This is a genomic window from Cedecea sp. P7760 (assembly GCF_013386425.1).
Lineage (GTDB): Bacteria > Pseudomonadota > Gammaproteobacteria > Enterobacterales > Enterobacteriaceae > Cedecea > Cedecea selenatireducens.
Genome location: NZ_JACARU010000017.1, coordinates 26577 through 49005 on the forward strand (window position 1 = coordinate 26577; position 22429 = coordinate 49005).

The window sequence follows — 22429 nt, forward strand, 5'->3', positions numbered from 1 at the left end:
GCTGCCTTTGTTTGAAGGCAAGTAAATCACAGAATGTAATTCATTGTTTTTATTTAAAAAACGTAAGTTTTTTGAAAGGCAATGAATCATCTCAGTCATGAAAGGGCAGCTTACGCTGCCTTTTTTTTTGCACTCAAGTCATTTTATCGCACCACGCGCATTGCAAGCAGTGTGCACACTCCGTAAAATCCCGCGCCTTAGAGCGATCCTCCATTTATATGCGAAAAAGCAAAATAATTATGCGGGATCCTTTCCGACCTCAACAGGATACCTATGGAAAAGAAACTTGGCCTCGCAGCGCTAACCGCGCTGGTATTAAGCTCCATGCTCGGCGCTGGCGTATTCAGCCTGCCGCAGAATATGGCAAGCGTAGCGAGTCCGGCAGCGTTACTGATCGGCTGGGCGATCACTGGCGTTGGTATTCTTTTACTGGCTGTGGCGATGCTGGTACTTACCCGACTGCGCCCCGATCTTGATGGTGGAATATTCACCTACGCGCGCGAAGGCTTTGGCGAGTTAATCGGCTTTTTCTCCGCCTGGGGTTACTGGCTCTGCGCGGTGATAGCCAACGTGTCTTACCTGGTGATTGTCTTCTCGGCGCTGAGTTTCTTTACCGATACGCCGGAACTGCGCCTGTTTGGCGACGGTAATACATGGCAGTCGATCGTCGGTGCCTCCGTGCTGTTATGGATGGTGCACTGGCTGGTTCTGCGAGGCGTACAGACGGCGGCCAGCATCAACCTGGTCGCTACGCTGGCTAAGCTGCTGCCTTTAGGGATGTTCGTGGTGCTGGCGGCCATAGGCTTTAAACTCTCGACCTTCTCCCTCGATTTCACCGGCATCAAGCTTGGCGTTCCCGTTTGGGAGCAGGTGAAAAATACCATGCTTATAACCCTGTGGGTGTTTATCGGCGTGGAAGGTGCGGTTGTGGTATCCGCACGTGCGCGAAATAAAAAGGATGTTGGTAGGGCAACGCTGCTGGCGGTGGTTGCCGCGCTGAGCGTCTATCTGCTGGTCACGCTGCTTTCGCTTGGCGTTGTGGCTCGTCCTGAACTGGCGGCAATGCGTAACCCGTCGATGGCCGGCCTGATGGTTGAAATGATGGGGCCATGGGGCGAAGTCATTATCGCTGCCGGGCTGATTGTCTCGGTATGCGGCGCGTACCTGAGCTGGACGATTATGGCGGCTGAGGTGCCACTTCTGGCGGCGACCCATAAAGCCTTCCCGGGAATGTTCGCTCGACAGAATAAAAATAACGCCCCGTCGGCCTCCCTTTGGCTCACGAATATCAGCGTGCAGGTGTGCCTGGTGCTGATCTGGCTCACCGGGTCTGACTACAACACGCTGCTGACCATTGCTTCAGAAATGATTCTGGTGCCTTATTTCCTGGTCGGTGCTTATCTGCTCAAAATCGCCACTCGTCCGCTGCATAAGGCGATTGGCATCGGGGCCTGTCTTTACGGCCTGTGGCTCCTTTACGCGTCAGGGCCGATGCATCTTCTGCTCTCGGTGGTGCTGTATGCCCCTGGATTATTAGTGTTTCTTTACGCGCGTCATACCCATACGCACGAAAAGTCGCTAAATTTAAAAGAAAGAACCATTATTGGCCTGATGCTGCTGGCAGCATTTCCGGCGACCTGGATGCTGGTGGGCTAATCGACACCCTCCCCGGCCGCGATGTAGATTAGGGGAGCATGACTATTAATCGTCCAATTCTTATCACCGGTGCCGGGCAACGTATTGGCCTGGCGCTGGCTCAGCATTTTCTGGCTAAGTCTCAGCCATTAATCATTAGCTACCGCACGCGGCATTCTGCCGTCGACATGCTCGAACAGGCAGGGGCCGTTTGCCTTCACGCTGATTTTTCGAGCAATGAAGGCATCCTTGAATTCGCCGCAAGAGTGAAGTCGCTTACGCCTTCGCTGCGAGCCCTCATTCATAATGCCAGTGAATGGCAGCCGGAGAGTCGCGACACCGCGCTCGGCGATACATTGCAGGCAATGATGCAGATCCACGTTGCGGCCCCCTACTTGCTTAACCACGAGCTTGAAACATTGCTGCGCGGCCACGGACAGGCGGGGAGCGATATTATTCACCTCACCGATTACGTCGCTGAGCGCGGCAACGATAAGTATATTGCCTACGCCGCCAGCAAAGCCGCACTTGAAAACATGACGCTTTCGTTTGCCTCGAAGCTGGCTCCCGAAGTCAAGGTCAACGCCATCGCGCCGGCGCTAATCATGTTTAACGCCGGAGACGATGCAGACTATCGTCAGCGCTCGCTGAATAAATCGCTAATGAAGATCGCGCCAGGCGAACAAGAGATTGTCAGCCTCGTTGAGTACCTGCTGGCCAGCCGCTATGTCACCGGCAGAAGCCACGCGGTGGACGGTGGACGCCACCTACGCTAACGCTGTTTACCAACCATTAATGGTGTAATCTATTGCATCATTGTATGTTAAATTTTTAACAGCCGACGCGGCGGATTATGAGCAAAATAGTTTACGTGGAAGACGACCCGGAAGTCGGTAGCCTGATTGCCGCCTATCTCGGGAAACACGACATTGACGTTATTGTTGAAACACGCGGCGATCGCGCCGAGGCGGTTATCCAGCAACAGCAGCCGGACCTGGTCCTGCTTGATATTATGCTCCCGGGAAAAGACGGGATGACGCTGTGTCGGGATTTGCGCCCACAGTGGGATGGCCCGATTGTTTTGCTGACCTCATTAGACAGTGATATGAACCATATTCTCTCGCTTGAGATGGGTGCTAATGACTATATTTTGAAAACAACGCCGCCTGCCGTGCTTCTGGCACGGTTGCGACTGCATTTGCGCCAACGCGTTTCAGCCCAACAAACGGCTGACACCACCGCCAGTAACCTCAAGCCGCACAAAGCCATTCGTTTTGGCACGCTTTGTATCGACCCGCTCAACCGCCAGGTAACGCTTGGTGATGAAAACGTCGTGCTGTCGACGGCCGATTTCGATCTGCTGTGGGAACTGGCAACGCACGCGGGCCAGATAATGGACCGTGACGCTCTGTTGAAAAATCTACGTGGCGTGACCTACGATGGGATGGATCGCAGCGTGGACGTGGCCATTTCTCGCCTGCGTAAAAAGCTGCTTGATAACGCCACTGAGCCTTTCCGCATTAAAACCGTACGCAATAAAGGCTATTTGTTTGCGCCCCATGCCTGGGAAAGTGAAGCTTAATGGTAGGTGTACCAGGCGAATAAACCCGCTAACGCGGGTTTTTAGACAAACATCTACTTCACCGGCGTTTTTATATCTAGGAAAGTAAGCAGATCGACGTTCTCTGTGTTCCTGGCCATCTCGTTCAGTGCGGTGAGGGTAAAGCCATAGGCTTTATCACTGGTGTCATCAACGCTGTATACAAACTGACGTGAGCCATCCTGAGTAGCACAGCTAATACTCCACTCTCCATTCTGTTGTTTATTATTTGAACAACGCTGAGGGCCAAAACTGTAGGAAAGATAGGACTCAAGCCTGTCTTGTGCAGTAGAGACAAACGGAGGAACAGAAGAGTTGAAACCGGAAAGAACAATCCCCCCACCAGCCAAAAGAAGTACAGCAGCAGCAGAACCCCATTTTTTTGTCATTGCCAAAATCCCTATGAATTAACATCTAAAAATTATCTACGCATGTTAGCCCGTTAAAATAGCACGTTGATTTTAGATAAAGATGAAGCTGATACGAGAAAATTCTTAAATACCGACACGGTTTTCAGAAAAAGTTCATCAGTGCCTGACCAAAAACTCGGGACTGGAGATTGAAAACAATATTATATTGGATTGAATACTACTTTCGACGTAACGCTGGATATAATGCTGTAATAGCGGCAGGAGAAACCTGAAGCACATACGTATGTCATTAATTTACGGTAATATTTAATGAAAAAGCTGTTCGTGCAGTTTTACCTTCTGCTGTTTGTCTGCTTCCTGGTGATGACCATGCTGGTCGGCCTGGTGTATAAATTCACCGCCGAACGCGCGGGCCGCCAGTCGCTGGATGATTTAATGAAAAGCTCGCTGTACCTGATGCGAAGCGAGCTGCGTGAAATCCCGCCGCGTGACTGGAATAAAACCATCAACGATCTCGACCTGAACCTCTCTTTTAAGCTCAATATCGAGCCGATGAGCAAGTTCAAGCTAGATGACGTTGCCGCCCGTCATCTGCGGGAGGGTGAAATCGTGGCGCTGGATGAGGAGTACACCTTTATCCAACGCATTCCGCGCAGCCACTATGTGCTTGCGGTGGGCCCGATTCCTTACCTGTTTTATCTGCACCAAATGAGGCTGCTGGACATAGGCCTGATTGCCTTTATTGCCATCTCACTCGCCTTCCCGGTGTTTATCTGGATGCGCCCACACTGGCAGGACATGCTCAGGCTGGAAAGCGCTGCTCAACGCTTTGGTAAAGGGCATCTCGATGAGCACATACATTTTGATAATGCCTCAAGCTTTGAACGATTAGGCATCGCCTTTAACCAAATGGCCGATAATATTAATGCCCTGATTGCCAGCAAAAAGCAGCTAATCGACGGGATTGCGCATGAGCTCAGAACGCCGCTGGTTCGCCTGCGTTACCGCCTTGAAATGAGCGATAACCTCAGCACAGAAGAGTCGCAGGCGCTCAATCGTGATATTGGCCAGCTAGAGGCGCTGATCGACGAGCTGCTCACCTATGCACGCCTTGACCGCCCGCAGACCGAACTTCATCTTGCACACGTGAAATTTGCCAGTTGGATGGAAACGCACATTGCCGACGTACAGCTCATCCACCGTCAGCGTCAGATAGCCCTCGAGACAGATACCGTCACCGCTATCGACTATGGGGCGCTGGATCTTCGCCTGATGGAGCGAGTCACCGACAACCTGATCAACAACGCCCTGCGCTACAGCCAGCAGCAGCTGCGCATCAGCCTGTGGCGTGAAGGTGATATTGCGAATCTGCAGGTTGAAGATGACGGCCCGGGTATTCCGGAAGAAGAACGCGCCCGCGTATTCGAGCCTTTTGTTCGCCTCGACCCGAGCCGCGATCGCGCCACCGGTGGCTGCGGCCTTGGCCTGGCGATAGTGCACTCCATCGCCGTTGCCATGGGCGGGCAAGTCACTATTGATAGCAGCCCGCTGGGCGGCGCCAGCTTCCGTTTTTCGTGGCCGGTCAACACCACTTACCTCTCCTGACTCTCTGGCCCGAACACCTGTCGGGCCCGTTTTTCCCTGCTGAACACAAACGACGCTATTGCTGAAGTGTGCACCTGCTGCTACAGTTCTTTAGTATGTTGTAACTAAAGAGAGCCCTCATGCCACGCTACGATATTATTGAACGATTGACGTCCACCTGCCGCGAGCTGGAACAACAGCTGATTGTGCTGCGTGAACAGCTCGGGCAATTCAGGCTGTTGAGCGGGAGAGTTTTTACGCTGCCAACGATTGAAAAAAGCAAAGAACACGATCCGCTCTCGGCTATAGAAGTGACGCAACGCGTGGGCCAGGAAGCGCACCAGGCTGCCGTCGCCCACTTTACGCGGCTGTTTATCCAGCAGCAGTCGGAAAAAACCAGCACCAAGGCCGCCGTGCGTTTGCCTGGTGCGCTCTGCTATTCAGTGACCGAAGATCAATTCCAACAAACCAGCGTGCTTCTGGAACATATCAACCAGCTAAAGTACTCACTGGAGCACATTATCAGCGTCGAGTCTGAGCTGCCCTCTGCCCAGCGTTTTGAGTGGGTGCACCGCCACATTCCCGGCCTGCTTACCCTGAACGCCTACCGCGCTATCACCCTGCTTGAAACGCCGGATACCGTGCGCTTCGGCTGGGCCAATAAGCAGATAGTCAAAAACCTTAGCCGCCAGCAGGTGCTGGAGATGCTTGAGAAAAGCCTTAACGCCGGGCGGGCCGTGCCGCCATGGACGAAAGAGCAGTGGGCTGAACGCGTCGCGCAGGAAATCAATGATGTTCAAAGGCTGCCGGAAAATACCCGGCTGAAAATCAAACGCCCGGTCAAGGTCCAGCCCGTGGCGCGCGTCTGGTACCAGGCGCAGCAAAAACAGGTGCAGTATGCCTGCCCTACTCCGCTGATCGTGTTATGCCGACAGGAAAGCGGTGAAACACCGCCCGATTTAGGGGAACTGCTGAATTATGACGCGGAAAATATTCGCCATCGCTACAAGCCGGAAGCGCAGCCGCTGAGACTGATTATCCCGCGGCTGCACCTTTACAGTGAAAGGTAAAACTTACGACTTCATGCTGCCGACCATATCCTCCGGGCGAACCCAGGCATCGAACTCTTCTTCGGTCAGGTAACCGAGCTTGAGCGCCGATGCCTTAAGGGTCAGTCCCTCTTTATGGGCTTTTTTGGCAATTTCTGCCGCTTTGTCATAGCCGATATGGGTGTTGAGCGCGGTCACCAACATCAGCGACTCGTTCAGCAACTGGCTGATGCGGTCACGGTTAGGCTCGATGCCCACCGCACAATGTTCGTTGAAGCTTTCCATGCCATCGGCCAGCAGGCGAACGGACTGCAGGAAGTTATGGATAACCATCGGGCGGTAAACGTTCAGCTCGAAGTTACCGGACGCGCCGCCGATGTTCACCGCCACGTCATTGCCCAGCACCTGGCAGCACAGCATGGTCACGGCTTCGCACTGGGTCGGGTTCACTTTCCCCGGCATGATGGAGCTGCCCGGCTCGTTCTCAGGGATAGATAGCTCGCCGATACCGCAGCGCGGCCCGGAAGCCAGCCAGCGAACGTCGTTTGCGATTTTCATCATCGAAGAGGCCAGCCCCTTCAGCACGCCATGCGCGTGTACCAGCGCATCGCAGGTGGCGAGCGCTTCAAACTTGTTTGGCGCAGTGACGAACGGCTGCTTCGTGAAGTCAGCCAGCTCTTTTGCCACGCGAACGGCATACTCAGGATGGGTGTTCAGCCCGGTCCCCACCGCCGTGCCGCCCAGCGCCAGCTCCGCCAGATGCGGCAGGCTGTGGTCGATATGCTTCAGGTTATGCTCAAGCATCGCCACCCAGCCGGAGATCTCTTGCCCAAGCGTCAGCGGCGTGGCGTCCTGCAGGTGGGTACGGCCGATTTTGACGATATCTTTAAAAGCATCCGCCTTTTTCGCCAGCGTTTGTTTGAGCACGTTTAGCTGCGGCAGCAGATGCTCGCGTACCGCGATAATGGCCGCCACGTGCATGGCGGTCGGGAAAACGTCGTTCGAACTCTGACTTTTGTTAACGTCGTCGTTCGGGTGCACCAGTCGCTCCATCCCACGCACGCCGCCCAGAATTTCACTGGCACGGTTCGCCAGCACCTCATTCATGTTCATGTTGCTTTGGGTGCCAGAGCCGGTCTGCCAGATAGCCAGCGGGAACTCACCGGGATGCTTCCCGGCCAGCACTTCATCGGCGGCGGCGATAATGGCCGTGCCGCGCTCTGCGGGCAGCAGGCCAAGGTCAACGTTGACTTTGGCCGCCGCACGCTTGGTGAGCGCCAGCGCCCGAATCAGCTCGGTCGGCATTTTCTCGGTAGAGATGCGGAAGTGCTCAAGTGAACGCTGAGTCTGCGCCCCCCACAGTTTATCTGCAGGTACGTCGATCGGGCCCATTGAGTCTTTTTCACTGCGACTGGATGTCATGCCTTTCTCCTTTGCGATAAAAAAAGCCGCCGTTTTACGGCGGCTCGAGTATTACTTAACGCATCGAGAACACTGTGAGAGCTGAATTTTCTGGAAGAAGTCGTTGCCTTTGTCATCCACCAGGATAAACGCCGGGAAATCTTCCACTTCAATTTTCCAGATGGCTTCCATACCCAGTTCCGGGTACTCCACACACTCCAGGCTCTTGATGCTGTTTTGCGCCAGCACCGCCGCCGGCCCCCCAATACTGCCCAGGTAGAAACCACCGTGTTTGTGACAGGCGTCCGTCACCTGCTGGCTGCGGTTGCCTTTTGCCAGCATTACCATGCTGCCGCCGTTGGCCTGCAGCTGATCCACGTAGGAGTCCATGCGGCCCGCGGTCGTCGGCCCTAAGGAGCCGGAAGCGTAACCGTCCGGCGTTTTGGCCGGGCCTGCGTAATAAATAGGGTGGTCTTTCACGTACTGCGGCAGATCTTCCCCGTTATCGAGACGTTCTTTCAGTTTAGCGTGAGCGATGTCACGCGCCACAATAATGGTGCCGGTTAACGACAGACGGGTGGACACCGGGAAGTCGGACAGCTGGGCGAGGATCTCTTTCATCGGGCGGTTCAGGTTAACCTTAACGGCTTCCCCTTCCCCCGCCTGACGCAGCTCTTCCGGAATGTATTTGCCCGGGTTGTGCTCCAGCTTCTCAAGCCAGATGCCGTCTTTGTTGATTTTTGCCTTGATGTTGCGGTCTGCAGAGCATGACACGCCCATGCCGACCGGGCAGGAAGCCCCGTGGCGCGGCAGGCGAACGACACGGATATCGTGCGCGAAGTATTTGCCGCCGAACTGCGCACCCAGGCCAAGGTTCTGGGCTTCTTTCAGCAACTCTTCTTCCAACTGCACATCGCGGAACGCCTGGCCGTATTCGTTACCTTCGGTTGGCAGACCGTCGTAGTACTTGGTTGAGGCCAGTTTCACTGTTTTCAGCGTGGCTTCGGCAGACGTACCGCCGATAACAAACGCCACGTGGTACGGCGGACAGGCCGCGGTGCCCAGAGTGCGCATCTTCTCAACCAGGTAGTCTTTCAGCTTCGCCGGCGTTATCAGCGCCTTGGTTTCCTGATAGAGGTAGGTTTTGTTGGCCGAACCGCCGCCTTTGGCGATGCACAGGAACTTATATTCATCCCCGTCCACGCTGTAGAGGTCAATCTGTGCCGGCAGATTGGTGCCGGTGTTCACCTCTTTATACATATCCAGCGCAGCGTTCTGGGAATAGCGCAGGTTATCTTCAATAAAGGTGTTGTAAACGCCGCGAGACAGCGCTTCTTCGTCGCCGCCGCCGGTCCAGACTCGCTGGCCTTTTTTGCCCATGATGATGGCGGTGCCGGTGTCCTGGCAGGTTGGCAGAATGCCTTTGGCGGCAATGTCGGAGTTACGCAGGAACTGCAGCGCAACATACTTATCGTTTTCGCTGGCCTCCGGGTCGCTCAGAATGTCCGCCACCTGCTGCTGATGCGCCGGGCGCAGCATAAACGAAGCGTCGTGGAAAGCGTGCTGGGCGAGCAGCGTCAGGGCCTGAGGGTCAACCTTGAGGATTTGCTGGCCGTCAAACTCGGCGACGGAGACATGGTCGGAGCTCAGGAGGTAATATTCGGTCGGATCTTTTTGGAGCGGGAAAGGCTCCTGGTAATGGAAGGGTTTATTCGACATATTTTTCTCACTTGCGACAACAGTAACGTTAATTTTTATATTTCAGCGCAGGATCTTACGCTGCATTCCAAAAACAATTCATAACATGCTACACAATTTTTTAACAGAAACTGAGACTAATACGACTTTTTGTTGCCCTGGTTACTTCACGGCGGATAATTGGTTTAATAACTGAAACTTCGACTCAATGATGACAGGGACCTGAGATGCAAAAATTGATCAATGCGGTACAAAATTATGCCTGGGGAAGTGAAACGGCGTTAACGGAACTGTACGGCATCGCCAACCCGCAGCATAAGCCCATGGCCGAACTGTGGATGGGCGCTCACCCAAAGAGTAGCTCAAAAGTGCTCGATGCTAACGGGCAACAGCACGCATTGCGCGATGTAATTGACGCTGACCAGCCTGCGCTGCTGGGGAAAGCCGTTGCCGGGCGTTTTGGCGAGCTGCCTTTCCTGTTCAAAGTGCTTTGCGCCGCCCAGCCGCTATCGATTCAGGTTCACCCGAATAAAAAAGCTTCTGAAATCGGTTTTGCTAAAGAAAACGCCGCCGGTATTCCGTTAGATGCCGCAGAACGCAACTACAAAGACCCCAACCACAAGCCCGAGCTGGTGTTTGCCCTTACGCCATTCCTCGCGATGAACGCCTTCCGCGAGTTCTCCGACATTGTGTCGCTGCTGCAGCCGGTTTCCGGTGCGCATCCGCTGATTGCTCATTTCCTGCAGAAGCCCGGCGCAGAAAGCCTGGCACAGCTGTTCGCCGGCCTGCTGAATATGCAGGGTGAAGAGAAATCCCTGGCACTTGGCGTACTGAAAGCTGCCCTGAATAACCAGCAGGGTGAGCCGTGGGAAACCATTCGCGTGATTTCCGAATTTTACCCGGACGATAGCGGCCTCTTCTCTCCGCTGCTGCTGAATGTAGTTAAGCTTGAACCCGGCGAAGCGATGTTCCTGTTCGCCGAAACGCCACATGCCTATCTGAACGGCGTGGCGCTGGAAGTAATGGCCAACTCTGACAACGTGCTGCGTGCCGGGTTAACGCCGAAGTACATTGATATTCCTGAGCTGGTTGCCAACGTTAAATTTGAGCCAAAACCGGCCAGCCAGCTGCTGACTCAGCCACAGAAAAACGGCAGCGAGCTGGACTTCCCTATCCCTGTGGACGATTTTGCCTTCTCGCTGCATGACCTGAGCACGCAGGAAGCCACGCTCGCTCAGCAAAGCGCGGCCATTGTGTTCTGCGTTGAAGGTGAAGCCGTGCTAACCAAAGACGCCCAGCGTCTGGTGTTGAAGCCGGGTGAGTCAGCCTTTATTAGCGCCGCAGAATCCCCGATTGCCGTCAGCGGCGTAGGCCGGGTAGCGCGAGTGTTTAATAAACTTTAACTTACTGATCTTTTTAGCGCGTATTGCTAAGCTAGTAAGCACGTTACCGAAAGCGCCTGTTATCAGGCGTTTTTCTTTCGCCCGGTGGGGGACGGCTACCGGCTTCTAAACATGGATAATGACACGATGAAAAAATCTCTGGTTGCGGTTGGGGTAATTGTTGCGCTGGGCGTGGTGTGGACCGGCGGAGCCTGGTTTACGGGCAAACAGCTCGAAGGCCGTATGGCCGAAATGATTGATAACGCCAATGCGGAAATCAAAAATTCTGCGCCGGAATCAGGCCTGGTCCTCAGCTATCAGGACTATAAGCGTGGGCTTTTCCACAGTACGGTGCAGCTGGTTGTTAAGCAGGTAGCCGGCACGAAAAATGCGCTGCTCACGCCGGAACAAAGCGTGTTGTTCAACGAAACCATCGACCATGGTCCTTTCCCGTTCGCCCAGTTGAAGAAATTCAACCCGATCCCGAGCATGGCGTCTATCCACACCGAGCTTGTGAATAACGAGACGACCAAACATCTCTTTACGCTGACCAAAGATAAGCCGCTAATTAGCGTGGACACCCGTGTAGGCTACGGCGGCGCAACCTCTTCCGACATCGCGCTGGCGGCCATTGACGCCACTGAAGGGGAAAACAAACTCAGCTTCAGCGGCGGCAAATTGACGGCCGACGTTGACGGTTCAGGCAATGAAATCGCGATTTCTGGCACCGCAGACAGCGGGTTGGTTAATACCGTTAACGAATACGGCCAGCGCGTACAAATCTCCTTCAACGGCATTAAAACCGACGGCGACAGCAAACGCAGCCTGTTTGACCAGCGCGTTGGCTCGCAAAAAGCAACCGTTGATAAGCTCTCAATGGTGGTTGACGGTAAAGAGATTGCCGTCGTGGAAGGCTTCAATCTGAACGCAAAATCTGACGTTCAGGACGATAAAAAGCACTTTGCCGGCCAGTTCGACTACAGCCTGGACGCGCTGAAAGTGCAGAACCAGAACATGGGCAGCGGCAAGCTGACGCTTAAGCTCGGCAATATTGATGCCGCCGCGCTGCGCGAGTTTACGCAGAAATATAACGCCGGCGTGCAGCAGCTGATGGCAGACCCCGCCCTGCAGCAAAACCCTGAGCTCTACCAGCAGAAATCGGTCGAGCTTATCAGCGCCAACCTGCCGCTGCTGCTGAAGGGCAATCCGACCATTACCGTCGCCCCGCTAAGCTGGAAGAACGCGAAAGGCGAATCAACCTTCAACCTGTCGCTGTTCATGAAAGATCCGCAGGGCGTCACCGGCCCGGCCAATACGCCGGAAGAGCAGCTGGACCGCTATGTGAAGTCTCTCGATGCGAAGCTGACGATCCCGATGCCGATGGCAACGGAAATGATGTCTCAGGTGGCGCAGCTTGAGGGCTATAACGCCGAAGAGTCACAGAAACTCGCCAGCCAGCAGATCAAAGGCCTGGCCGCGATGGGCCAGATGTTCCGCGTCACCAAAGTGGACGGCGATAACATCACCACCAGCCTGCAGTATGGTAATGGCAAAGCCGCCCTGAACGGCGAGCAGATGTCGCTGGGTGAACTGTTCAGCATGTTCGCTCTGCCGGCAGGTATGGGTGGCCCGGCGCTGCAGGATAACGACAGTGATGCCGTGCCTCAGCCGCAGGACGACGCGCCTGGGGATGATGCTTCTCCGGACGCCGAACCGGCTCCTCAGCAGTAACTCTTACAAAAACCCCGCCAGCAGGCGGGGTTTTTAGTTTCTGGCGGCCATCAGGCACGATCCGCTCAAGCTGTTCCTGAAAAGTTAGTTTTTAATGGTTATCAGGCGCGCGGGCATAATCTGGTTACTGAAAACGATGTCGCTTTCCTGGACCCGCTGAAGAATACGCTGCGCCGCGCTGCGGCCAATTTCCCTCGCGGGCGTTGTCACCCAGGTCATCGGCACGTCGTCTAACTCCTCTTCGGTGACCTCGGCAAAAGCCGCCAGCGCGATATGCCTGTCGTAATAGCTGTCGACGCTGCCGCCCCCCATCTGCCAGCCCGCCCTTGTCAGGCCGAACCACGCCCCCATTGCTACGGTGCTGTTGTGGCAGACAACCGCGCTGAGGGTCGGGAAATTATGCAGCAGCTCGGTAATCGCGTCCGCCGCCTGCTTCTGGCTCGGCTCGCACTCGAGGATCCAGTCGCTATGAAAAGGCAGTCCGTGCTGCATCAGCGTGGCGCAGAAACCGCCCAACCGTTCAGCACGAGTCAGAGAGGAGCTGCGCCCGCCTAGCCAGGCAATACGCTGATGCCCACGCTTAATCAGGTGCTCGGTCACCAGCTGCGCCGCCTGCATATTATCCGGCCGGATAATATCCACTTCATCCAGATAGCTCGCCCGTGAGGCAAACACCAGCGGCAGCTTATTCTGTGCCGCCATTTCTCGCAGGTCGGCACCCTGTCCTGCTGCCCCGGCAATAATAATACCGTCCACGCCCTGCGATACCAGCATGTCAAAACAGCGCTGCATATGCTGGCCGTTGCTTCCGCTTTGGGTCAGAAATAAAAGCTGCCCCTGCTGCTCCAGCGCTTCCGTCAGCCCGGCGGTGAGCTCCGCGTAAAAAGGATTGCAAAGGTCGCGCACGATAAGGCCAATCACGCCGCTCTGCCCGCCGCGAAGCGACACGGCCTGGCGATTACGCACAAACCCTAACTTTTCGATGGCCTCATTTACCCGCTGACCGGTGGCGGTTGAAATTCTGCCCTTGCCGCTGAGCACCAGCGATACCGTGGTCACCGATACGCCTGCGGCCTCGGCAACCTCGTTGATAGTGATTCTTTTGGTCAGCGTCGACATCGTCAGGTCAGATCCTCCGTGAATCGATAAATATAAAGATAAAACGTTTTACTTATGCTGGCATATTCAACTTCATTATGCGCGGTAATTCTGAGATCGTCCTCACGATAAAATTGGGTAAAACGTTTTATCATCACCAAACTTTAGTTACTCAACATCTCATTTTAACCGGGTTAAGGAGTCGTGATGGCGGCTAATACACCACAAAAAAAATCACTGTGGGAATTTTTTCAAAACCTTGGCAAAACCTTTATGTTGCCGGTGGCGCTGCTCTCTTTCTGCGGCATCATGCTGGGTATCGGCAGCTCGCTGAGCAGCCATGACGTCGTCACGGAGATCCCGTGGCTGGGTAATCCGGTGCTGCAGCTGATCTTCACCTGGATGAGCAAAATGGGCTCGTTCGCCTTCAGCTTCCTGCCGGTGATGTTCTGTATTGCGATTCCGCTGGGCCTGGCGCGTGAGAACAAAGGCGTTGCGGCCTTTGCCGGTTTTGTCGGCTATATGGTGATGAACCTGGCGGTTAACTTCTGGCTCACCGCTAAAGGCATCCTGCCGACTACCGATGCGGCAATTCTCAAAGCCAACAACATTCAAAGCGTGCTCGGCGTTCAGTCAATTGATACCGGTATTCTCGGTGCGGTCATTGCCGGGATCATCGTTTATCTGCTGCACGAGCGTTTCCACAACATTCGCCTGCCGGACGCGCTGGCCTTCTTCGGCGGCACCCGCTTTGTGCCGATCGTTACGACCCTGGTGATGGGGCTGGTTGGCCTGGTCATCCCGCTGATTTGGCCAATTTTTGCCGCCGGGATCAACGCCCTGGGCTACATGATCCACAGCGCAGGCATCTTTGGCCCGATGATCTTCGGCACCGGCGAACGCCTGCTGCTGCCTTTTGGCCTGCAGCACATTCTGGTGGCCCTGATTCGCTTCACCGAGGCGGGCGGCACCATGGACGTTTGCGGCCATACCGTGAGCGGCGCGCTGACCATCTTCCAGGCGCAGCTTAGCTGCCCGACCACCCACGGTTTCTCTGAGAGCGCAACGCAGTTCCTGTCACAGGGTAAAATGCCGGCGTTCCTCGGCGGCCTGCCTGGCGCTGCGCTGGCGATGTACCACTGCGCCCGTCCAGAAAACCGTCATAAAATTAAAGGGCTGCTGATCTCCGGCGTGATTGCCTGCGTCGTGGGCGGTACCACAGAGCCGATCGAGTTCCTGTTCCTGTTCGTGGCTCCGGTACTGTACCTCATTCACGCCGTGCTGACGGGTATTGGCTTTACCATGATGTCCGTGCTGGGCGTCACCATCGGTAACACCGACGGCAACATTATCGACTTCTTCGTCTTCGGCGTGCTGCACGGCCTGTCCACCAAATGGTATATGGTGCCGGTCGTGGCCGCGGTGTGGTTTGCTGGCTACTATGCTATCTTCCGCTTCGCCATCACCCGCTTCAATATCAAAACCCCTGGTCGTGATATTGAAACCACCACCGCAGAAAAACCCGTCGGCGGCCACACGGGCAAATCCGGCTATAACGTGCCGGCTATTCTGGCGGCGCTGGGCGGCAGCGACAACATTTCGACGCTGGATAACTGCATCACCCGTCTGCGCCTGTCGGTCAAAGATATGTCGCAGGTGGATACCGCAGCCCTGAAGGCCAACCGCGCCATCGGCGTCGTCAAGCTTAACGAGCACAACCTGCAGGTGGTCATCGGGCCACAGGTTCAGTCGGTCAAAGATGAGATGGTCGGCCTGATGCGAACCGTCGAGGCTTAATTCACAAACGGGCGCTGCGGCGCCCTTTTTGCCGTGAGGTTTTATGTTTGATTTTTCTGTTCCGGTAGACCGCCACGGGACCTGGTGCACCCAGTGGGATTACGTGGCCGATCGCTTCGGCGCCGCCGACCTGCTGCCCTTTACTATCTCCGATATGGACTTTCCAACCGCGCCCTGCATCCTTGAAGCCCTGCAAAAACGGCTGGCTCACGGCGTGCTCGGCTACAGCCGCTGGAAGAACGACGATTTTCTCTCCGCTATCGCCCACTGGTATCAGCAACGCTTCGGCAGCACCATCAACCCTGAAAGCGTAGTCTACGGGCCTTCCGTGATTTACATGGTTTCACAGCTCATTCGCCAGTGGTCACAGCCGGGCGACGGCGTGCTTATTCATACCCCGGCCTACGATGCGTTCTACAAGGCAATTGAAGGCAACAAACGTCAGGTATTGAGCGCTTCGCTGCAAAAAACGGCGGACGGCTGGCAGTGTGATATGGCGGAACTGGAGGCCTTGCTCGCCCGCCCTGAATGCAAAGTTATGCTGCTGTGCAGCCCGCACAACCCAACCGGCAAGGTCTGGACTCGTGCAGAGCTGGAGCTGATGGCTGAACTCTGCGAACGCCACGGCGTGCGCGTTATCAGCGACGAAATCCATATGGATATGGTGTGGGGCGAAAATCAGCATATTCCGTGGTGCGACATCGGCCGCGGCGGCTGGGCGCTGTTCACTTCGGGCTCTAAAAGCTTCAACATCCCGGCGCTCACCGGCGCCTACGGGCTGATAAATGATGCAGAAGATCGCCAGCAGTATCTGAGCGTGCTCAAAGGGCAGGACGGCCTCTCTTCTCCGGCGGTGCTGGCAATCGTCGCCCATATTGCCGCCTACCGCGAAGGCGAATCCTGGCTTGATGCGCTGCGAGACTATCTGCAGGATAATTTGCAGTTCGTGGCCGACAGGTTGAACCAGGCATTCCCGGCGCTTAACTGGCAGCCGCCGCAGTCCACCTATCTGGCCTGGGTCGATTTACGCCCGCTGGGGCTGGACGATCGCGCCCTGCAGAAAGCGCTTATTGAGCAGCAAAAAGTCGCCATCATGCCCGGCTACACCTACGGCGTTGAAGGCAATGGCTTTATTCGCCTGAACGCCGGGTGCCCGCGCGTCAAGCTTGAGGCCGGCGTCGAGCGGCTTATCGCCGGGATCCAGTCCCTGCTGTAGCCATTAAGGGGAGCCTGCTCCCCTTCTCCACCCTGCTCATTCATCCTTTCGTCATCTTTCCGACACCTAACCGACACACTATCTTCACCCGCTCACCTTAAGCTCTTGTCCATTAAAAACAGGAGCAAATCATGCACGTTTTTTCCGGTGAAATTCCCTTCGGTCATGCTGTCCATTCCTTCCATGTTGCCCCAAATACTCCGGCGATTAGCCTGACGGGCACCACGCTGCGTACCGGGCATCTTTATTGTTATCTGTACGACAGCCGCCGGCAGCTGCGGGCCTCCGTGATGCTGCAAAAGCCTGAAAAAGTGCTGACGGTTTGCCCTGACTGGGCCTCCGTCGGCGCGCTGCCAGGGGAACTCCCGCCGGGAGAGTGGCAGCTGCATGTCTATAACGTCATCGGGGAAAGCCGCTCGCCGCAGCCGATGAGCTACCGGCTGGACGTCAGCTTTGACGCGCTGGCCGCCCCGGTAGACTTTGACAAGCTGGGCGTGCTGCGCCCCGATCATCAGGTGATTTTTGACTACCAGCGCACGCTGAGCGACCGCCCGGGCTGGTACCGTGGCGACCTCCACGGCCATACCACTTTGTCCGACGGCAACAATACGCTGCTGCAGGCGCTGGACATCATGGCCGAACAAGGCCTGGATTTCTTCTTCCTGACCGAACACAACCTGTCGCACGCCTGCCTGCCGCGCCATGACAGCGTGCTGATGCTGCCGGGCATTGAGGTCACCGCCGACAAAGGCCACCTGAACGTGCACGGCCCGGCCGCCACGCTGAATATGTTCAATGCGGATTACAGCAGCCGCGGCCTGATTACTCAGGGCATTGCGCTCAAGCGCCCGGAAAGCGTGCTGAGCGTGAACCACGCCATGCTGCATCCGTGGAGCTGGCTGTACGACGAGATGCCGCTGGCAGACGTTGACGTGCTGGAAGTGCTCAACGATCCGACCTGGAAAAACGCCACCCCCGCCAATGAACAGGTCGTGGAGATTTTCAATACGCTGTGGAACGCCGGGCACCGTATTTATGCCGTAGGAGGCAGCGACTGCCATATGCAGCCTCACGAGCGTTACCCGCAGGCTACGGAGCCGTCAATTTACGGCGATCCGGCAACCTGGGTTTATGCTCAGGCGCTCAGCGGGGAGGCCATTCTTGCGGCCATCAAAAAGGGACATTGTTATTTTGAACGCCGCTGTGGCCTGAACTTCAGCCTGAACGACGGGGCGCTGCTGCCCGGCGATGCCGCCGATGGTAGACAGGTCGTGCTGACCGTTGCGGTAAAAGATACCGGGCAGCGCTACACGCTTCAGGTGGTGTCCGACACGGGTATTCTGGCGGAACACGCGCTGGAAACCACGCCGCAGGATATCCGCTGCGACATGGCTGAGCATGCCTGGATTCGCTGGGATATTCGCCGCAGCAACGGCACGCTAGAGGGGATGATCAATCCGGTTTACTGCGCACAGCACCCGCTGTTCCTGTCGCCCATTGGCACCACCTGGGGCGACGTTACCGGCCATCTTGAGTTCCCTCGCAGCACGGATGAAGAATAATTTCCTGGCAGTTTTGTCTGGTTATTTCTTTGGTTTGTAAAATTTTGAAATTATTTAATATGAATATTTAGTCGTTGTGCTTTGCATAAATCCGCTAAAAACGACGAAAATGCTCTCTCATCATAGTCATAGAAATCAGACCCGGTGACGCGCTGCCTCCCGGGTCTTTTGTTGTACAGAGAGAGACAATATGAGTTTATCTTCCGGCCATGCTTCTCATCAGGCGATCCCCCCCGGCTCGGGCGCACTGTTCTTCATTCAGATGTTCGCCACGCTTGGTTTTGCGGTGCTGTATTCAACTCTGGTGCTCTACGTCACTAAGCGGCTGGGCTTTAGCGAAAGCCAGGCCGACGCCATGATGGGTATTTTCGGGGCGTTCAACTACGGGCTGCACCTGTTCGGAGGCTGTCTCGGGGGCCGCTATCTTAGCAACCGTAATCTGTTTGTGCTGGGGATGCTGCTGCAGGTTGCGGGCTGCTATCTTATTGCCGAGGCGGGCCTGACCGGCCTGTGGTGGGGGCTGGCCATGTTCCTGAGCGGCAGCGGGCTGAACGTCACCTGCCTGAACATGATGCTGACCCAGCGTTTTGCGCCGGATGACGATCGCCGCGAAGCCGCCTTCCTGTGGAACTACGCCGGGATGAACCTGGGCTTCTTCATCGGCTTTACCGTGGCGGGCTACTACCAGCTGACCGAAAGCTATCGGGCGCTGTTCCTTTTTGCCACCCTCGGTAACGTTGCCGCCGTGGTGATAACCCTGCTCCGCTGGCCGGTGCTGGCCGACATCAGCACGCCGCTGCAGCACGTCAAGGGCAAAGGCTTTTATCTGCGCATGGCTTTTGGCCTGCTGGTGCTGATTCTTCTGGTGCCCGTCCTGCGCCTCCTGCTCGGCCATACCGAATTTAGCGGCACGTTCGTCATCGTGCTGGGCGCGCTGATCTTCCTGATGCTCTGCGTGATGACCGTTCGCCGACCTAATAAACATGAACGTCGCCGCATGGCGGCCTACCTGCTGCTGGCCGTGGGTTCACTGGTCTTCTGGTCGCTGTACCAGCTGGCACCGATGGGGCTGACGCTGTTCGCCGAACATAACGTGACCCTGAGCGCTTTCGGCTGGCAGGTTTCGCCGCAGTGGCTGCAAAACATCAACACCATGGTGATTGTGATTGGTGGCCCGCTGATGGCCTGGCTGTTCAAGCGCCTGCGCGATCGCGGCGTGCGTATCGATATTCCGGCGCAGTTTGCCTCCTCGTTATTCTGCATGGGCGTTGGCATGCTGGTGCTGCCTTTGGGGATTACCATGGCCGGCGCGGACGGCATGGTTGCCCTGAAATGGATCGTGCTTAGCTACATTCTGCAAAGCATCGGTGAGCTGCTGATTTCCCCGGTCGGCTACTCGATGATTGGTAAACTGGCCCCCGCCAACCTGCAGGGGCTGATGATGGGCTGCTGGATGATGGTGACCGGCGTAGCCTCCGTGCTGGCGGGCTATGTTTCAGGCCGTATGCCGCAAAATAGCGGCAGCACGCCGGTATTGACCGACCCGGGCTACAGCAAGGTCTTTAGCCAACTGGGCTGGGGCTCCGTCGCGACCGGCGTCATTTTGCTGCTGCTTATCCCGCTGCTTCGCCGCCTGATAGAGCAAAAAAATACCGCTCAGGCCTGATTCACAGGGCGCGGCCAGATTGAGGCGGTGCAAATTGCGCGATCGCAGAGAGGGACCGGGTTTGGCAAACAGATGTTTACGTGGGCTGTAGAACAGTGCAAAGCACGAGGCTGCCATCTCGTCCAGCTGACAACAGATAAAACGCGAACTGATGCGCACCGCTTTTACGACAGGCTGGGCTTTGAGGCCAGCCACCTCGGCTACAAGCTGACGCTGCAGTAGTTTTTCATCCGTGAGCGCACGACAGGGACGTTTGCGCAACAAAGTTTTCACGGCCGTAGCAATTACCCCCGATTTCTTTTTATAATACGCCGCACTTTAATCAAAAAAGAGTGCGACCATGATTGATACCACCCTGCCGTTAACCGATTTGCACCGCCACCTTGATGGCAATATTCGTGCGCAAACCATCCTCGATCTCGGCCGCCAGTTTAATTTATCTTTGCCTGCCAATACTCTCGATACCCTGCGTCCACACGTTCAGGTCGTGGAAACCGCGCCGGACCTCGTCAGCTTCCTGCAGAAACTGGACTGGGGCGTGAAGGTACTGGGCGATCTCGATGCCTGCCGTCGCGTAGCCTGGGAAAACATTGAAGATGCCGCCCGCAACGGCCTGCACTATGTCGAACTGCGCTTCTCTCCGGGCTATATGGCGATGAGCCATAACCTGCCGGTGGCGGGCGTAGTCGAGGCGGTTATCGAAGGCGTTCGCCAGGGCTGCCGCGACTTTGGCGTTGAAGCGCGCCTGATTGGCATCATGAGCCGTACTTTTGGTGAAGCCGCCTGTGAGGCCGAGCTGAACGCCCTGCTCGCCCACCGCGACAGCATTACCGCGCTGGACTTAGCCGGCGACGAACTCGGCTTTCCGGGAAGTCTGTTCCTGAATCACTTTAACCGCGCGCGTGATGCGGGCTGGCGCATTACCGTTCACGCAGGCGAAGCCGCCGGGCCAGAAAGCATCTGGCAGGCGATTCGTGAGCTGGGCGCGGAGCGTATCGGGCACGGCGTGAAGGCGGTAGAGGATCCGGCGCTGATGGATTTCCTGGCCGAACATAAAATCGGGATCGAATCCTGCCTGACGTCAAACATCCAGACCAGCACCGTAGCCGCGCTGGACAAGCACCCGCTGATAACCTTCCTGGATCACGGCGTGCTGGCGACCATTAATACCGATGACCCGGCGGTTCAGGGCATCGATATTATTCACGAGTACACCGTGGCCGCACCTCAGGCCGGCCTCAGCGCGGCGCATATTCGCACCGCGCAGGAGAATGGCCTGAAGATAGCCTTCCTGAGCGAAGCCGAAAAACAGGCGCTTATCGCTAAGGTTCAGGCCGCGTAACGAGTACCGGCAGCCGGCGTCAGGACGCTGATTCCAGCTGCCGTTTTTCTTCCGCCGTTTTGCGGGCATAGCGCTGGGCCAGGACCGCACAAACCATCAGCTGGATCTGGTGGAAAATCATCAGCGGCAGCACCATCATCCCCACCGCGCTGGCCGGGAAGAGCACGTTTGCCATCGGCACGCCGTTGGCCAGGCTTTTCTTCGAGCCGCAGAAAACGATGGTTATCTCATCGGCCGTATTAAACCCTAACAGCCGGGCCGCCAGGGTATTCACCACCAGCACAATCGCCAGCAGTACCAGCGAGCAAACCAGAACCATCAGCAGCGAGAAGCCGTTCACCTGGTGCCAAATTCCCTCGACTACCGCTTCGCTGAACGCCACGTAAACCACCAGCAGAATGGACGAGCGATCGGTCAGGCCAATCAGTTTTTTATGACGATCCACCCATTTGCCGATCAGCGGTCGGGAGAGATGGCCGATAACAAACGGCACCATCAGCTGCATGATAATTTTGCCAATGGCGTGCAGCGTATCGGTAGAGCCTTCCTGAGTCTGCATAAGCGCGCCGACCAGGACTGGCGAGAGGAAAATACCCAGGATGCTCGAGGCAGACGCGCTACACACCGCTGCGGCCACATTGCCCCCGGCAACGGAGGTAAAGGCAATGGCCGATTGCACCGTGGCTGGTAACGCACAAAGATACAGGAAGCCCATATAAAGCGGCTGACTGAGGATCGCAGGCGAGAGAAAGCCCATCGCCAGCCCCAGCAGCGGGAACAGCGCAAAGGTACTGAGGAAAACCACTAAATGGAGTTTCCAGTGCCCCATCCCCGCCATGATGGCATCGCGGGAGAGCTTTGCCCCATGCATAAAGAAGAGAAGCGCAATCGCAAAGGTCGTCAGGTATTCAAACCCGGTCTTCACAATCCCCTCACAGGGGAATAGCGACGCCACGATCACCACGCCAATCATTACCAGTAAAAAGTTATCAATTTTTAGTTTTTGCAGCCAACCCATCCTGTCCTCTATCTGTGTAACGTCATTTTGGCTTTTACTTTGCAACAAATTGGCCGCGCTGGCGAGCTAACAATTCTGCAACGTGCCAAAAAATAAGCTGAAGCCGCGTGATTATTTATCAAAAAGCGAAACGCCGGAGATGTAGCACAACTAAAACTAAATTAAGAATGCAGTCACGCTTAATTTAAAACTATTTAAAGAAGACAAAACAGCGTAAATCAAGGTGAATTTATTATTTATATTTTTACCTGATGGTAAAAATATAAATAATTGATAAAC

18 protein-coding genes are annotated in these 22429 nt (G+C 55.8%); 13 read left to right on the forward strand and 5 right to left on the reverse strand.

What is annotated here, in order from left to right; translation table 11 throughout:
* The first annotated feature begins 273 nt into the window (after positions 1–273).
* The 3 genes from HX778_RS07585 (at position 274) to rstA (ending at position 3217) form a co-directional block, all read left to right on the forward strand.
* Positions 274–1656, forward strand: coding sequence for an amino acid permease (locus HX778_RS07585; protein WP_038473100.1), 1383 nt, complete (start codon positions 274–276; stop codon positions 1654–1656).
* 38 nt (positions 1657–1694) lie between these two features.
* A complete protein-coding gene (gene folM / locus HX778_RS07590) occupies positions 1695–2411 on the forward strand; it encodes a dihydromonapterin reductase (RefSeq protein ID WP_038473101.1) in 717 nt (238 codons plus the stop codon).
* A gap of 77 nt (positions 2412–2488) precedes the next feature.
* Positions 2489–3217, forward strand: a complete 729-nt coding sequence (gene rstA / locus HX778_RS07595) for a two-component system response regulator RstA (RefSeq protein WP_038473103.1) — start codon at positions 2489–2491, stop codon at positions 3215–3217.
* Between the two features lie 53 nt (positions 3218–3270).
* On the opposite strand, the gene HX778_RS07600 is transcribed toward rstA, so the two are convergent.
* Positions 3271–3624 (reverse strand): hypothetical protein, encoded by a 354-nt coding sequence (locus HX778_RS07600; RefSeq protein ID WP_176981658.1) that lies wholly within the window; start codon positions 3622–3624, stop codon positions 3271–3273.
* A gap of 291 nt (positions 3625–3915) precedes the next feature.
* On the opposite strand from HX778_RS07600, the gene rstB reads away from it, so the two are divergent.
* Together rstB and tus are read left to right on the forward strand one after the other, a co-directional pair.
* The gene (gene rstB, locus HX778_RS07605; RefSeq protein ID WP_176981659.1) at positions 3916–5211 is read left to right on the forward strand and encodes a two-component system sensor histidine kinase RstB; all 1296 of its coding nucleotides are present in this window, start codon (positions 3916–3918) and stop codon (positions 5209–5211) included.
* Between the two features lie 119 nt (positions 5212–5330).
* A complete protein-coding gene (tus, locus tag HX778_RS07610; RefSeq protein WP_038473108.1) occupies positions 5331–6260 on the forward strand; it encodes a DNA replication terminus site-binding protein in 930 nt (309 codons plus the stop codon).
* 3 nt (positions 6261–6263) lie between these two features.
* On the opposite strand, the gene fumC is transcribed toward tus, so the two are convergent.
* Both fumC and fumA read right to left on the reverse strand, forming a co-directional pair.
* Positions 6264–7661: a class II fumarate hydratase gene (fumC, locus tag HX778_RS07615; RefSeq protein WP_176981660.1), complete on the reverse strand. Its 1398-nt coding sequence runs from the start codon at positions 7659–7661 to the stop codon at positions 6264–6266.
* 51 nt (positions 7662–7712) lie between these two features.
* Complete coding sequence (gene fumA / locus HX778_RS07620) at positions 7713–9359, reverse strand: class I fumarate hydratase FumA (protein WP_038473111.1); 1647 nt, start codon at positions 9357–9359, stop codon at positions 7713–7715.
* A 206-nt stretch (positions 9360–9565) separates the two neighbouring features.
* Here fumA and manA point away from each other — a divergent pair, with 206 nt between their 5' ends.
* Together manA and HX778_RS07630 are read left to right on the forward strand one after the other, a co-directional pair.
* Positions 9566–10741, forward strand: coding sequence for a mannose-6-phosphate isomerase (gene manA / locus HX778_RS07625; protein ID WP_038473112.1), 1176 nt, complete (start codon positions 9566–9568; stop codon positions 10739–10741).
* Between the two features lie 126 nt (positions 10742–10867).
* Positions 10868–12451, forward strand: a complete 1584-nt coding sequence (locus HX778_RS07630; protein WP_176981661.1) for a YdgA family protein — start codon at positions 10868–10870, stop codon at positions 12449–12451.
* An 84-nt stretch (positions 12452–12535) separates the two neighbouring features.
* Here the strand turns inward: HX778_RS07630 and HX778_RS07635 are convergent, their stop codons facing one another.
* Entirely contained in the window at positions 12536–13570 is a 1035-nt protein-coding gene (locus HX778_RS07635) for a Mal regulon transcriptional regulator MalI (RefSeq protein ID WP_038473114.1), read from the reverse strand.
* Positions 13571–13756: 186 nt separating this feature from the next.
* Here HX778_RS07635 and malX point away from each other — a divergent pair, with 186 nt between their 5' ends.
* The 6 genes from malX (at position 13757) to add (ending at position 21132) form a co-directional block, all read left to right on the forward strand.
* On the forward strand, positions 13757–15346 hold the full coding sequence (gene malX / locus HX778_RS07640; protein WP_176981662.1) for a maltose/glucose-specific PTS transporter subunit IIBC: 1590 nt from the start codon (positions 13757–13759) through the stop codon (positions 15344–15346).
* 43 nt (positions 15347–15389) lie between these two features.
* Positions 15390–16562, forward strand: a complete 1173-nt coding sequence (locus tag HX778_RS07645; protein WP_176981663.1) for a MalY/PatB family protein — start codon at positions 15390–15392, stop codon at positions 16560–16562.
* Between the two features lie 131 nt (positions 16563–16693).
* A complete protein-coding gene (locus HX778_RS07650; protein WP_176981664.1) occupies positions 16694–18124 on the forward strand; it encodes a CehA/McbA family metallohydrolase in 1431 nt (476 codons plus the stop codon).
* Between the two features lie 190 nt (positions 18125–18314).
* A complete protein-coding gene (locus tag HX778_RS07655) occupies positions 18315–19790 on the forward strand; it encodes a peptide MFS transporter (RefSeq protein WP_176981665.1) in 1476 nt (491 codons plus the stop codon).
* Positions 19791–19808: 18 nt separating this feature from the next.
* A complete protein-coding gene (locus tag HX778_RS07660; protein ID WP_370527370.1) occupies positions 19809–20012 on the forward strand; it encodes a GNAT family N-acetyltransferase in 204 nt (67 codons plus the stop codon).
* 118 nt (positions 20013–20130) lie between these two features.
* Positions 20131–21132, forward strand: a complete 1002-nt coding sequence (gene add, locus HX778_RS07665; protein ID WP_038473123.1) for an adenosine deaminase — start codon at positions 20131–20133, stop codon at positions 21130–21132.
* A gap of 19 nt (positions 21133–21151) precedes the next feature.
* On the opposite strand, the gene HX778_RS07670 is transcribed toward add, so the two are convergent.
* A complete protein-coding gene (locus HX778_RS07670; protein ID WP_176981666.1) occupies positions 21152–22150 on the reverse strand; it encodes a bile acid:sodium symporter family protein in 999 nt (332 codons plus the stop codon).
* Positions 22151–22429: the final 279 nt, after the last annotated feature.